At 68.3% G+C, this 13,390-nt stretch carries 9 protein-coding genes; 8 read left to right on the top strand and 1 reads right to left on the bottom strand.

Going from position 1 to position 13,390, the window contains the following annotated elements:
- The first annotated feature begins 40 nt into the window (after positions 1-40).
- Positions 41-916 carry a DMT family transporter gene (locus tag GBZ26_RS18930; RefSeq protein ID WP_247884842.1) on the top strand — a complete coding sequence of 292 codons (876 nt, stop codon included), beginning with the start codon at positions 41-43 and terminating at the stop codon, positions 914-916.
- A gap of 49 nt (positions 917-965) precedes the next feature.
- Here GBZ26_RS18930 and GBZ26_RS18925 read toward each other — a convergent pair whose 3' ends face one another.
- Positions 966-4,532 carry a PAS domain-containing protein gene (locus GBZ26_RS18925; RefSeq protein WP_174440175.1) on the bottom strand — a complete coding sequence of 1,189 codons (3,567 nt, stop codon included), beginning with the start codon at positions 4,530-4,532 and terminating at the stop codon, positions 966-968.
- Positions 4,533-4,816: 284 nt separating this feature from the next.
- Between GBZ26_RS18925 and GBZ26_RS18920 the strand changes: the two genes are divergently transcribed.
- The 7 genes from GBZ26_RS18920 (at position 4,817) to GBZ26_RS18890 (ending at position 13,388) form a co-directional block, all read left to right on the top strand.
- A complete protein-coding gene (locus tag GBZ26_RS18920) occupies positions 4,817-6,070 on the top strand; it encodes a multidrug effflux MFS transporter (protein ID WP_174440174.1) in 1,254 nt (417 codons plus the stop codon).
- Positions 6,071-6,197: 127 nt separating this feature from the next.
- The gene (locus GBZ26_RS18915; protein WP_174440173.1) at positions 6,198-7,142 is read left to right on the top strand and encodes a LysR substrate-binding domain-containing protein; all 945 of its coding nucleotides are present in this window, start codon (positions 6,198-6,200) and stop codon (positions 7,140-7,142) included.
- A gap of 156 nt (positions 7,143-7,298) precedes the next feature.
- Complete coding sequence (locus tag GBZ26_RS18910; protein ID WP_174440172.1) at positions 7,299-7,787, top strand: formate dehydrogenase subunit gamma; 489 nt, start codon at positions 7,299-7,301, stop codon at positions 7,785-7,787.
- The gene (locus tag GBZ26_RS18905) at positions 7,784-9,349 is read left to right on the top strand and encodes a formate dehydrogenase beta subunit (protein ID WP_174440171.1); all 1,566 of its coding nucleotides are present in this window, start codon (positions 7,784-7,786) and stop codon (positions 9,347-9,349) included. Before GBZ26_RS18910 ends, GBZ26_RS18905 begins: the two co-directional genes overlap by 4 nt.
- Before the next feature lie 19 nt (positions 9,350-9,368).
- A complete protein-coding gene (fdhF, locus tag GBZ26_RS18900; RefSeq protein ID WP_174440170.1) occupies positions 9,369-12,185 on the top strand; it encodes a formate dehydrogenase subunit alpha in 2,817 nt (938 codons plus the stop codon).
- A 163-nt stretch (positions 12,186-12,348) separates the two neighbouring features.
- On the top strand, positions 12,349-13,134 hold the full coding sequence (gene fdhD, locus GBZ26_RS18895; RefSeq protein WP_174440169.1) for a formate dehydrogenase accessory sulfurtransferase FdhD: 786 nt from the start codon (positions 12,349-12,351) through the stop codon (positions 13,132-13,134).
- 23 nt (positions 13,135-13,157) lie between these two features.
- Complete coding sequence (locus GBZ26_RS18890; RefSeq protein WP_174440168.1) at positions 13,158-13,388, top strand: formate dehydrogenase subunit delta; 231 nt, start codon at positions 13,158-13,160, stop codon at positions 13,386-13,388.
- Positions 13,389-13,390: the final 2 nt, after the last annotated feature.

Raw genomic sequence — 13,390 nt, 5'->3', positions numbered from 1 at the left:
TTGTGATTAGAGGACAGAGACCATCCCGTCCGGCATCTTCATGATGCTGGGGTCGGTGCTGCTGTTCTCTTTGATGAATGTGCTGGTGAAGCTGCTCTCGGAGACGTACCCCGTCATCGAGGTGACCTTCTTCCGCAACGCCATGGCTTTGATTCCCGTGGCGGTGGTCATCTCGCTCCAGGGCGGCTGGATCAACAGCCTGCGCACCGAGCGCCCGATGGGCCATGTCTGGCGCTCGGTCGTCGGGCTGACCGCGATGTCGCTGACTTTCTGGTCCTTCAGTCTGCTGCCGCTGGGCGACGCGGTGGCGCTGAACTTCTCGGCTCCGCTGTTCCTCACCGCCCTGTCGGTGCCGCTGCTCGGCGAGAAGGTCGGAATCCACCGGTGGAGCGCCGTGCTGGTCGGCTTCGTCGGTGTTCTCATCATGGTCCGGCCGTCGGGCGAAATGCTGACGCATCTGGGCGCGCTGGTCGCGCTCGGCGCCGCTTTCTGCCAGTCCTTCGCGATGGTGGCGATCCGCCAGCTCAGCAAGACCGAGCACGCCAACACCATCGTTTTCTACTTCACCGCCATCACCACCCTGATCCTGGCGCTGGTCATGCCCTTCGTGTGGATCACCCCGCACAACCTGACCGACCTCGCCCTGCTGTCGGCCACCGGCGTGCTTGGGGGAGGCGCCCAGCTGTTCCTGACGCGGGCCTATTCGCTGGCCCCGGCTGCCGTGGTGGCGCCCTTCAACTACGCCGCGCTGCTGTGGGCCGTGCTGTTCGGCTGGATGCTGTGGGGCGAGATGCCGACCTTGCACATGGTGTTGGGCGCTGCCGTGGTGGCGGTGAGCGGGCTGTACATCCTGCACCGCGAAACCCGCCGCCGTCTGCAGTCCAGCCCGCCCGCGATGGGCGGCGGCGGCGGCTGACCGCCGAAGCCCGTCCAGCTCACTCCGCCGCCCCTTATTCCGCCGCCCCTTACTCCGCAGGTTGCAGGGAACGCTCCATGGCCCCGGCGAGTTGGCGCGGGGTTACCGGCTTGTGCATCAGGCCGAAGCCGTGGCGCACGGCGTCGCGCTGGCACTCCGGACCGGTTTCCCCGGTCACGATGATCGCCGGGATATCGGCGTCGAACAGCCGGCGGATGTCGAGGATGGCGTCGGTGCCGACCTTTCCTTCGCGCAAGCGGTAGTCGGCGATGATGATGTCGGGCTTGCGGTTGACCGAGCGCAGCTTGTCCACCGCCAGTTCCCCCGAGCCGGCGATCAGCACCTCGTAACCCCATTCGCGCAGGATGGCCTGAAGCCCCAGCAGCACGATGGCATCGTCGTCAATGACCATGGCCAACCGCTCATCGCCGCTCGCCGACGCCGAGAGAACGGCACCCGTCGGCTCAACGGGCTTCAGAGTCTCCCCCAGCGGCACCTCGATGGTGAAGACCGACCCCGCGCCGGGCGTGGACCGGACGGTCACCGGATGGTCCAGAAGCTGCCCGATGCGCTGAACGATGGCGAGGCCCAGCCCAAGTCCCTGGCTGCGGTCGCGCTCCGGGTTGCCGACTTGATGAAACTCCTCGAAGATTCGCGGCAGATGCTCTTCGGAAATGCCGATGCCGGTGTCGGCAACCGTTATCCGCATCCGCCCGCCAACGGCCGTGCAGGTGATGGCGATGCTGCCCCGTTCCGTGTATCGGATGGCGTTCTCAACCAGATTGCGGATCATCCGGCCCAACAGCACCCGGTCGGAACGGATGTTGAGCGGACAGCCCTCCATCGTCCAGTCGAGCCCCTTGCCGCGCGCCACCGGGGCGTAACCCGCCGCGATGTGGTCGAGCAGGAGCGCCACCGGGAAGTCCTCCAGCGTCGGCTTGACCACCCCGGCGTCCAGGCGCGACACATCGAGCAGGCTGTCCAGCAATCCCTTCAGAGCGTCCAAACCGCTTTCCAGATGGCGCAGCGCCCTCATCCCCCTTTCGCCCTGGACATGGCCGTGCAGCGCACCGGAGAACAGGAACAGCGACTGCATGGGCTGGCGGAGATCATGGCTGGCGGAAGCGAGGAACTTGGATTTGGACAGGGCGGCCCGCTCCGCCTCCTCCTTGGCACAACGCAAGGCGTCCTCAGCCTCCAAGCGGTCGGTCACGTCGGTGTTCGTGCCGAACCACAGCACGACGGCGCCCTCGGAATCGCGCACGGGCAACGCTCGCGACAGGAACCAGCGGAAGGCGCCGTCCCGCCCGGCCATGGGAAAGGTATCCTCCCAAGGCTCCCCGGTTTCAAAGGACCTCTGGAGACTGGCCGTGACGCGTTCGGCATGGTCGGCGGAAAGAATTCCGTCCCACAGCGGACCGGAAGCGGCGTCCGCGCTCTCGACGCCCGTGTAGTCGCACCAGCGCCGGTTGTACCAGAAGATACGCCCGTCCGGGCGGGCCATCCAAGCAAGTTGTGGAATGGAATCCGCCAGCGTGCGGAAACGCAGCCCGACTTCCTCCGCCTCCTCCTTGGCCGCCTGCATGGCGTCGCGCGCCTCGAAGATGTCGGTGATGTCGGTGGAGGTGCCGAACCAGCGTTCCTCGCCGGTTTCCGGGTCGGTGATCGGCAGGGCGCGCTTCTTGAACCAGCGGTAGGTTCCGGCGGCGCTGCGGATGCGCGCCTCGGTGTCGAAGATCGTCCGTTGCTCGACCGCCTGCATCCAGACCGTGAGAAGGCGCTTTCCGTCGTCGGGATGAACGGCCTCCGCCCAGCCGAACTCCCGTGCCTCCTCCATCCGTTGACCGGTGTAGGATAGCCATTGTTGGCTGAGGAAGTCGCAACTGCCATCCGCCCGGCAGGTCCAGACCATCTGCGGAAGCGCTTCCAGGAGAGTGCGGTAGCGGTGCTCGCTGGCGCGCAGGGCCGCCTCCGCCGCGCGATGGGCGGACACGTCGCGGAAGTAGATGGACAGGCCGCCGCCCGCCTGCGGATAGACGTTGAACATCGTCCAGCGCTGGAAGATGCCGGACAGCGCTTCGAATTCCCGCGGCTGCTGGTCGGCCATTGCGGCTTCGAAGCTGCGGATGACCGTGTTGCCCGCGACGTCAGGAAACAGGTCCAGCAGGCTGCGGCCAACGAGGTTGTCGCGCGGGCGATCGAACATCTCCTGCGCGCGCTTGTTCACATAGGTGATCCGCCAGTCGCGGTCGATGGCGTAGAAGGCGTCGCCGATGCTCTCCAGGATCTGGTTCGCCTGCTCCACCGCGCGTTCCAGCGCGCGTTCGGCGAGAAGGCGCTTGCTGATGTCCTGGAAATAGATGGCCAACCCGGCGGACGACGGAAAAACCCGCAGGAAGAGCCATACGCCGAGCGGCGCGAAATAAGCCTCGAACTCGTCGGGATGGCGGTCCCTCATGGCGATGTGCAGGCGGTCCCACACCACCGTTCCCATGGCGTCGGGAAAGGCCTCCCACAAACGCTGTCCGGTCAGCTCGCTACCGCCGCCCATCAGACCGCGCGCGCGTCCGTTCATGTAGACGATGCGCCAGGACCGGTCGACCTCGTAGACGCCGTCCGTCGTGCTTTCCAGAATGGCGTGGGACCGCCGGTCGGCTTCCGCCGCAGCCTCCGCCACCCGCGCGCGTCGCTCCGCCGCCTCACGCCGGTCGTGGGAGCGGGCAAGGGCCCAGGCGACCAGCGCCGCCACCGCCAGCGCGCCCAGTCCGCCGCCGGCGATCGTGTAGATCGTGCGCCGTGCCGCCGCCTGGATCGGCTCGGCCGGGGTGCCGAGAGCCAGGAGCCAGCCGGGCGCCGCGACGGAGCCGGCCTTCGCCGACAGCACCTCCTGCCCCTGCTGGGTACGGGACAGGAAAAACTCGTCGCCGGTTTTCAGCGCATGGGCGAGAGACTCGTGCGCCGGCTTTCCGACCGCCGGGTCGAAGGCCGTTCCGGACCTCGTCCGCGCGATGAAGCGCCCATCGCGGTCGAGAAGCGCGACGATCCAATTCGGCGTCGCCACCTGATCGACCAGGACCTGACGCAGGGACCAGGCCCGCACATAGGCGGTCAGGACCAGCCGCACCTCGCCCACGCCCCAAACCGGCACACTGACCGCGAAGACCGGCTCCACCTTGCCGGCGGGGTCGCTGATGACTCCGCTGATCCAGACCTCTCCCGAGCGGAACACCCGGTCCGCCTGGGCGGAGCGGGCGACAGGGTCGATGCCGCCGGCTTCCGGTTCCTGCGGCCGGTGGAGCAAGTTGACAACACCCTGCCGGTCGCGCACCTCCAGGGCGACCCAATCCGAACGCTGCCGCAGCGCACGCTCCCCCCGGTCCCTCCAGACGACGCGGTCGCCGATGTCCAGCGAGCGGGCCGTGGACATGATTTCAAGCGCGCTGCGCGTCATAAGGACGCGCCCGTCCACCGTCCGCACCGCCGCGTCGGTGGCGTGGCGGATCAGCTCCTCCACCGATCGCTCCTGTTGACGGTCGACCAACATGATCGAAGCCACCGCAAAGGCGACGAGCGGAAGAAGCGCCAGCAGGGCCACAAAGGGGAGACGAAGGCGCATACCCAATTTTCACAGACCGTTGACGCCGCCCACTATAGACAGGCGCTCAGGCGACTCCCACAAAATCCGCTTATCTATCACTATTTTCAGTAAGGGTTTCGTGAAATTCTTGAAACCATCAAATGAAAGTTGGGTGCGCCACAATAGGTGGTAACGTGCGGGGCATAGGGGTGCAAGGTGGCACAGCCCTGAATTGTCCATGTCCAAATATCGATGGCGGGCCTGCGGGAATTCGATTTGCCGCGGAGACAGGCGGGCGGCACATTGGTCCAATGCCTGATTCCATGCCCCGTTCCGCTTCCGCCGGTCGCAGCGGCGACATCCGCTTCGGCGAGTTTGTCGCGCTCATGGCCCTTTTGATGGCTCTGACGGCGCTGTCCATCGACATCATGCTGGTCGCATTGCCGGACATCGCCAGCACCTTCGGGGTGGCTCGCGAAAACGACCGGCAGCTCGTCATCACCGCCTATATGCTGGGCTTCGCCGTCGGACAGCCCTTCCACGGTCCGCTGTCCGACCGGTTCGGGCGCAAGCCGATCCTGGCCGCTGGTCTGGTGATCTTCGCCATCGGGTCGCTGGGCGCGGTCTTCGCCCCCAGCTTCACCACGCTTCTGGCCGCCCGCGCGCTTCAGGGCTTCGGCGCCGCCGCCCCGCGCGTCGTCGCCATCGCCATCGTGCGCGACCGCTTCGTCGGGCGCGACATGGCGCGGGTGATGTCCTTCGTCATGATGATCTTCATCATCGTGCCGATCATCGCCCCGGCGCTGGGCGAGGGAATCCTGCGTCTCGGCACGTGGCCGTGGGTGTTCGGCGCCCTGTTCCTGGCCGCCGTCGCCGCCTTCGCCTGGTCGATGCTGCGGCTGACGGAAACCCGCGCGGCGGAGGACCGTCTGCCGCTGTCCCCGGCGGCGCTCGGCCACGCCTTCCGCAAGGTGGTGACGACGCGGGCAACAGTCGGCTACACCGCGGCGATGGGCCTGCTGTTCGGCGGGCTGCTGAGCTACGTCGGCAGCGCCCAGCAGATTTTCGTGGACGTCTACGGGCTGGGGGCGCTGTTCCCGGTGGCCTTCGGAGCGATCGCCGGGGTGATGGCCCTGGCCTCGCTGGTGAATGCGCGGCTGGTCGGGCGGGTCGGCATGCACCGGGTGTCGCACGTGGCTTTGATCGGCTACACGCTGACCGGCCTCGCCATGGCGCTGCTCGGCTTTCCGGAACACCCGCCGCTGCTCGGGCTCGGCCTGTTCATGGCGGCGATCTTCTTCTGCTTTGGCCTGATCGCCCCGAACTTCAACGCCATGGCGATGGAGCCGCTGGGCCATGTGGCGGGCATGGGATCGTCCTTCGTCGGCTTCTTCAGCACCGGCATAGCGGCGATGGTCGGCTGGATCGTCGGGCAGTCCTTCGACGGCACCGTGCGCCCGCTGACCATCGGCTTCACCGTTCTGGGCATTCTGGCGCTGCTGACCGTCCTGCTGACCGAGCGCGGAACCCTGATGCGCTCCACCCACGCGGCCCACGCGGCGCAACCCGGGGAGTGACCCGCCGACCGACGCGCCGGCGGGGAACCTCTTTCCTTGCCCCCGGTGTGTTCGATTCGGCATAACGTTCGCGACGCCCTTGGAGGGCGCCAAGCGGGCACCGGCCCATCACGCACGGGAGGTGACTGTGTTCCGCAAATTCGTCTATCTGCTGGCCCTGGCGCGCGAGCAGCATTTTGGCCGGGCGGCGGAGGCCTGCCACGTCTCCCAGCCGACGCTGTCCAACGCCATCCGCCAGCTTGAGGACGAGCTGCGCGTGCCCATTGTCGAGCGCGGGCAGAAATTCTCCGGCTTCACGCCGGAAGGGCTGAAGGTGCTGGAATACGCCCGCCGCATCGTCGCGGAGCGGGACGGGCTCTATCAGGAGCTGACGGCGCTGGGCCAGGGCCTGTCCGGCCATCTGCGGATCGGCGCCATTCCGACCGCCCTGCCCGCCGTTCCCCATGTGCTGGCCCGCTTCGCCGAGCGCTACCCGCAGATCCGCTCCAGCGTGCGCTCGCTCAGTTCGCGGGACATCCAGCGCGACCTCGACGGATTCGAGCTGGACGCCGCCGTCACCTACCTCGACAACGAGCCGCTGAGCAACGTCCGCACCGTCCCGCTGTTCTCGGAGCGCTACTTCCTGCTGGCCCAGCGCCGCCAAGTGCGGGAGGGCGCCACCGGCATCCGCTGGGCCGACGCGGCGAAGCTGCCGCTGTGCCTGCTCACCCCGGACATGCAGAACCGGCGCATCGCCGACACCGCCTTCCGCATGGCCGACCGGACGGTGGTTCCGCTGATGGAGACGAACTCCATCGTCACCATCTACACCATCGTGCGCAGCGGTCTGGCCGCCAGCGTGGTGCCGAGCCAGCTCCTCACTCTGGTCGCGCTCCACCCCGATCTGGTGGCCCTGCCGCTGACGGAACCGGACCTCACCTACGCCGTCGGACTCGTCTACGCCGACCGCGAACCTCCGGCCCCGCTCGCCAAGGCGCTGGCCGCCGTCGCCGCGGAACCGGGCCTCGCCGAGCGCGTGCGCGCTTTGACCGATGAGGCCCTTGCCCCCTGGGGTTTGTCAAAAGGGCTATGATCTCAAGGACATAACCGCGCGACCCGTGTGGTGATAGCGAAACCCTATCACCGCATCAGAAAATCAAATTTGCCCGCCTCCCCCAATGTCCGTAACGCTGACGGACGAGACACCAACGAAGCGCCGCCGATCCAGGCGGGCGCGGGGGAGGAGACCATGAACGCCCGATCTCCATGGAGCGCGGAACGCGCCACGGCGGTGATCGCCGCCAACCGTCACCTGCGCGGGGCTCTGCTGCCGATGCTGCACGCTCTTCAGGAAGAGTTCGGCTGCATCGACGAGGAAGCCATCCCGCTGCTGGCGCGTGAGCTGAACCTGTCGCGCGCCGACGTGCACGGGGTGGTGTCCTTCTACCACGAGTTCCGCCGCAGCCGCCCGGGCCGCCACACGATCAAGGTCTGCCGGGCCGAGGCCTGCCAGTCGATGAACGCCGACGGGCTGATCGACCACATCCGCCGCCGCCTGAAGGTGGATTTCCACGAGACCACCGCCGACGACGCCTTCTCGCTGGAGCCGGTCTTCTGCCTGGGCAACTGCGCCCTGGCCCCCGCCGTGATGGTGGACGAGACGCTGCACGGCCGGGTCAGCCCGGCCCGCTTCGACGCCATCACCGCCTCCACCCTGGCCACGGAGGCCGCGCGATGAGCGAGCCCCTGCACACGGTGTATGTGCCGCGCGACGCCGCCGCCCTGTCGGTGGGCGCCGACGAGACCGCCGCCGCCATCCGCGCCGAGGCCACCCGGCGCGGCATCCCGCTCCGCATCGTCCGCAACGGCTCCCGCGGCATGCTGTGGCTGGAGACGCTGGTCGAGGTGGAGACGCCCGAGGGCCGCGTCGCCTACGGCCCGGTGATGGCCGAGGACGTGCCCGGCCTGTTCGACGCCGGCTTCCTCGACGGTGCCGACCACGCTCTGGCCCACGGCCTGACCGAGAAGATCCCCTATTTCGCCAAGCAGGAGCGGCTGACCTTCGCCCGCTGCGGCATCATCGACCCGCTGTCGGTCGAGGATTACCGGCTGCACGGCGGCTTCCGCGGGCTGGAGCGGGCGCTCGCCATGACCCCGGCGGAGATCGTCACCGAGGTCACCGAATCCGGTCTGCGCGGCCGCGGCGGCGCCGGCTTCCCGACCGGCATCAAGTGGAACACGGTGCTGAACGCCAAGGCGGACCAGAAGTACATCTGCTGCAACGCCGACGAGGGCGACAGCGGCACCTTCGCCGACCGCATGATCATGGAGGGCGACCCCTTCTGCCTGATCGAGGGCATGACCATTGCCGCCATCGCGGTGGGCGCCACCGAGGGCTACATCTACATCCGCTCGGAATACCCGCACGCCGTGGCGACGATGCGCGAGGCGATCCGGCTGGCCTATGACGAGAAGTGGCTGGGCGACGAGATCCACGGCACCGGCCACCGCTTCCATCTCGACGTCCGCGTCGGGGCCGGCGCCTACATCTGCGGCGAGGAGACCTCCATGCTGGAAAGCCTGGAGGGCAAGCGCGGCACCGTCCGGGCCAAGCCGCCGCTGCCGGCGCTGGAGGGTCTGTTCGGCAAGCCGACCATCGTCAACAACGTGCTGTCGCTGACCTCCGTCCCGATCATCCTGGACAAGGGCGCCAACCACTACCGCGACTTCGGCGTCGGCCGCTCGCGCGGCACGCTGGCCTTCCAGCTCGCCGGCAACATCCGCCGAGGCGGCATCGTCGAGAAGGCCTTCGGCGTCACCCTGCACGAGCTGCTGTACGAGTTCGGCGGCGGCACCATCACGGGCCGGCCGATCCGCGCGGTGCAGGCCGGCGGCCCGCTCGGAGCCTACCTGCCGCCCTCGCTGTTCGAGCTGCCGAAGGATTACGAGGCCTTCGCGGCGGTCGAGGCGATGGTCGGCCACGGCGGCATCGTCGTCTTCGACGACAGCGTGGACATGGCCAGACAGGCCCGTTTCGCCATGGAGTTCTGCGCCGCCGAATCCTGCGGCAAGTGTACCCCCTGCCGCATCGGCGCGGTGCGCGGGGTGGAGGTGATGGACCGCATCATCGCCGGCGAGAAGGTGGCGGCGAACATCACGCTGCTGAACGACCTGTGCGAGGTCATGACCGACGGCTCGCTCTGCGCCATGGGCGGCATGACGCCGATCCCGGTGCGCAGCGCCCTGAAGCACTTCCCCGAGGATTTCACCCGCAGCCCCGCGGCTGTCGCGGCCGAGTGAGCGGAAAGGACCAGACCCCATGTCCATCCAAGACATCGATTACGGCACCCCGGCCCGCGAGTCCGCCACCATGGTGACGCTGGACATCGACGGCCGCACGGTGACCGTGCCGGAAGGCACCTCGGTGATGCGCGCGGCGATGGAGGCCGGCATCACCGTGCCCAAGCTGTGCGCCACCGACATGCTGGACGCCTATGGCTCCTGCCGCCTGTGCATGGTGGAGATCGAGGGGCGGCGCGGCACGCCGGCCTCCTGCACCACGCCGGTCGCGCCGGGCATGAAGGTGCACACCCAGAACGAGCGTCTGGGCCGGCTGCGCCGCGGCGTGATGGAGCTGTACATCTCCGACCACCCGCTGGACTGCCTGACCTGCCCGACCAACGGCAATTGCGAGCTTCAGGACATGGCCGGCGCGGTCGGCCTGCGCAACGTCCGCTACGGATACGAGGGTGAGAACCACCGCGCCGCCGTCAAGGACGAGAGCAACCCGTACTTCACCTTCGACCCGTCGAAATGCATCGTCTGCTCCCGCTGCGTGCGGGCCTGCGGCGAGGTCCAGGGCACCTTCGCCCTGACCATCGACGGGCGCGGCTTCGACAGCAAGGTGTCGCCGGGCGCCCTCGAACAGTTCATGGACAGCGAGTGCGTGTCCTGCGGCGCCTGCGTCCAGGCCTGCCCGACCGCGACCCTGACCGAGAAATCGCTGATCGAGCTGGGCCAGCCGGAGCACAGCGTCATCACCACCTGCGCCTATTGCGGGGTGGGGTGCTCCTTCAAGGCGGAGATGAAGGGCACCACCGTGGTCCGCATGGTCCCCCACAAGGACGGCGGCGCCAACGAGGGCCATTCCTGCGTCAAGGGCCGCTTCGCCTGGGGCTACGCCACCCACGCCGACCGCCAGACGCAGCCGATGATCCGCGAGAGCATCGACGATCCGTGGCGCACCGTGTCCTGGGAGGAGGCGATCGCCTACGCCGCCACCCGCCTGCGCGCGGTCCAGCAGAAATACGGCCGCGGCTCCATCGGCGGCATCACCTCCTCCCGTTGCACGAACGAGGAGGTGTATGTCGTCCAGAAGATGATCCGCGCCGCCTTCGGCAACAACAACGTCGACACCTGCGCCCGCGTCTGCCATTCCCCGACCGGCTACGGCCTGAAGCAGACCTTCGGCACCTCCGCCGGCACGCAGGACTTCAAGAGCGTCGACAAGTCCGACGTGATCCTGGTCATCGGCGCCAACCCGACGGACGGCCACCCGGTCTTCGGCTCGCGCATGAAGAAGCGGCTGCGCCAGGGCGCCAAGCTGATCGTCATCGACCCGCGCCGCATCGACCTCGTGCGCAGCCCGCACGTCTCGGCGACGCACCACCTCCAGCTCCGTCCCGGCACCAACGTCGCCGCGATGAACGCGCTGGCCCATGTGATCGTGACCGAGGAGCTGGTCGACCGCGATTTCGTGGCCGACCGGTGCGACCCGATGGAGTTCGCCCGTTGGGAAGCCTTCGTCCGCGACCCGCGCCACTCCCCGGAGAACACCGAGCAGTACACCGGCATCCCGGCGGCAGAGATGCGCGCGGCGGCCCGGCTCTACGCCACCGGCGGCAACGCGGCGATCTATTACGGCCTGGGCGTGACCGAGCACAGCCAGGGCTCCACCGCCGTGATGGGCATGGCGAACCTTGCCATGGCGACCGGCAACATCGGGCGTGACGGCGTCGGCGTGAACCCGCTGCGCGGCCAGAACAACGTCCAGGGCTCCTGCGACATGGGCTCCTTCCCGCACGAGCTGACCGGCTACCGCCACGTCTCCGACGACGTGGTCCGCCAGCAGTTCGAGGAGGTGTGGAACGCGGCGCTCGACCCCGAACCGGGCCTGCGCATCCCCAACATGTTCGACTCCGCGGTGGACGGCACCTTCATGGGCCTGTTCGTCCAGGGCGAGGACATCGCCCAGTCCGACCCGAACACCCAGCATGTGTTCGCCGCCCTGCGGGCCATGGAGATCGTCGTGGTGCAGGACCTGTTCCTGAACGAGACGGCGGCCTTCGCCCATGTCTTCCTGCCCGGCACTTCCTTCCTGGAGAAGGACGGCACCTTCACCAACGCCGAGCGCCGCATCAACCGCGTCCGCCCGGTGATGCCGTCCAAGACCGGCAAGCAGGAATGGGAGGTCGTCTGCGATCTGGCCACCGCCATGGGCTATCCCATGTTCTACCGCAGCGGCGCCCAGATCATGGACGAGATCGCCCGCCTGACCCCGACCTTCTCCGGCGTCAGCTTCGCGAAGCTGGACCGGGTGGGCAGCGTGCAATGGCCCTGCACGGACAAGGACTCGGTCGGCACGCCGATCATGCACGCCAACGGCTTCGTGCGCGGCCAGGGCCGCTTCATGATCACCGAGTATGTGCCGACGGAGGAGCGCGCCTCGCGCTTCTACCCGCTGATCCTGACGACGGGCCGCATCCTCAGCCACTACAACGTCGGCGCCCAGACCCGCCGCACCGCCAACGTGGCGTGGCACCCGGAGGACATCCTGGAGGTCCACGCCCACGACGCCGAGGAGCGGGGCATCCGCGACGGCGATCTGGTGTCCATCGCCAGCCGCATCGGCGCCACCACGCTGCGGGCGCGCATCTCCGACCGGATGCCGCAGGGGGTGGTCTACACCACCTTCCACCACCCGGTGACGGGCGCCAACGTGGTCACCACCGAGAATTCGGATTGGGCCACCAACTGCCCCGAATACAAGGTGACCGCGGTGCAGGTGACGCTGAGCAACCACCCGTCCGATTGGCAGATCCGCCGCGGCGATCTGGTGGAAGTGGCGGCGGAGTAATCCGAACCCCTCTCCCGTCCCGGGAGAGGGTGGACGCGAAGCGGCCGGGTGAGGGTCGTCCAAGGATAAGAGCATGATCCTTGTCGGCACCCTCACCCTTCCCGCGCTACGCGCAGGCCCCTTCCCTCTCCCGGGGCGGGAGAGGGAACACAGGAGACCAACGATGCAGTCACTCGCCCATTCCCTGCCGGCCAGCGGCACCGGCTTCCCGGAAGCGGCCAATCAGGCTGACGTGACGTGGCTGGTCGCCGAGGAGACTCCGGTGGCGTTCGAATACAACGGACGCTCCCACGCCGTGATGATGGCGACGCCCGCCGATCTGGAGGACTTCGCGCTGGGCTTCAGCCTGTGCGAGGACATCGTCGGCAGCGCCGCCGCCATCGACCGCGTCGACGTCCGCCCGGTGGAGGACGGCATCGTCCTGTCCATCGAGACCGACCCGTTGCGTCTTCTGCGCGGATCGCTCCGCCGCCGTTCCATGGAAGGGCGCAGCGGCTGCGGCCTGTGCGGGATCGACAGCCTCGCCAACGCGGTGCGCGAGCCGCCGCGGGTGACGGCGGGCTTCACCCCGTCGGTGGAGGCTGTGGCCGCCGTCTTTACCGCCCTGCCCGACCACCAGCCGATGAACCGCGCCAACAAGTCCCTGCACGCCGCGGCCTGGGCCGGGCCGGACGGGCGCATCGTGATGGCGCGGGAAGACGTCGGGCGGCACAACGCCCTCGACAAGCTGGCCGGCGCGCTGGCCCGCGCGGGGATCGACCCGTCCGGCGGCTTCGCGGTGATGAGCAGCCGTTGCAGCTTCGAGCTGGTTCAGAAGGCCGCGACCATCGGCATCCCCATGCTCGCCACCATTTCCGCCCCCACGGCGCTGGCGCTGAAGCTCGCCCGCGCCGCCGGCATGACGCTGGCCGCCCGCGCGCGGGGCAACGGCGTCATGCTGTTCCGTTGAAACGCTATTCCGGGAGCCGCCCCATGGACACCACACGCGAGATCGTCCGCATGGCGAATCAGATCGCCAGCTATTTCCAGTCCTACCCGCAGGACGAGGCGGTGACCGAGACCGCCGGCCACATCCGCGCCTTCTGGGACCCGCGCATGCGCCAGCGCCTGCTGGAGCACAGCAGCGCGGGCGGCGAAGGCCTGCACGAGATCGTCACCCAGGCGGTCGAGCGGCTGAAGGGGCCGACCGTGGGGAGCGCGTAGGA

This window comes from Azospirillum formosense (assembly GCF_013340925.1).
Lineage (GTDB): Bacteria > Pseudomonadota > Alphaproteobacteria > Azospirillales > Azospirillaceae > Azospirillum > Azospirillum formosense.
The sequence above is the reverse complement of the archived record's forward strand: the minus strand, read 5'-3'. Positions and strand labels throughout refer to the sequence as shown.

Coding starts and splice junctions, on each gene's coding strand:
- GBZ26_RS18930 (WP_247884842.1), top strand. CDS start 41: ATGATGCTGGGGTCGGTGCTGCTGTTCTCTTTGATGAATGTGCTGGTG.
- GBZ26_RS18925 (WP_174440175.1), bottom strand. CDS start 4,532: ATGCGCCTTCGTCTCCCCTTTGTGGCCCTGCTGGCGCTTCTTCCGCTC.
- GBZ26_RS18920 (WP_174440174.1), top strand. CDS start 4,817: ATGCCCCGTTCCGCTTCCGCCGGTCGCAGCGGCGACATCCGCTTCGGC.
- GBZ26_RS18910 (WP_174440172.1), top strand. CDS start 7,299: ATGAACGCCCGATCTCCATGGAGCGCGGAACGCGCCACGGCGGTGATC.
- GBZ26_RS18905 (WP_174440171.1), top strand. CDS start 7,784: ATGAGCGAGCCCCTGCACACGGTGTATGTGCCGCGCGACGCCGCCGCC.
- fdhF (WP_174440170.1), top strand. CDS start 9,369: ATGTCCATCCAAGACATCGATTACGGCACCCCGGCCCGCGAGTCCGCC.
- fdhD (WP_174440169.1), top strand. CDS start 12,349: ATGCAGTCACTCGCCCATTCCCTGCCGGCCAGCGGCACCGGCTTCCCG.
- GBZ26_RS18890 (WP_174440168.1), top strand. CDS start 13,158: ATGGACACCACACGCGAGATCGTCCGCATGGCGAATCAGATCGCCAGC.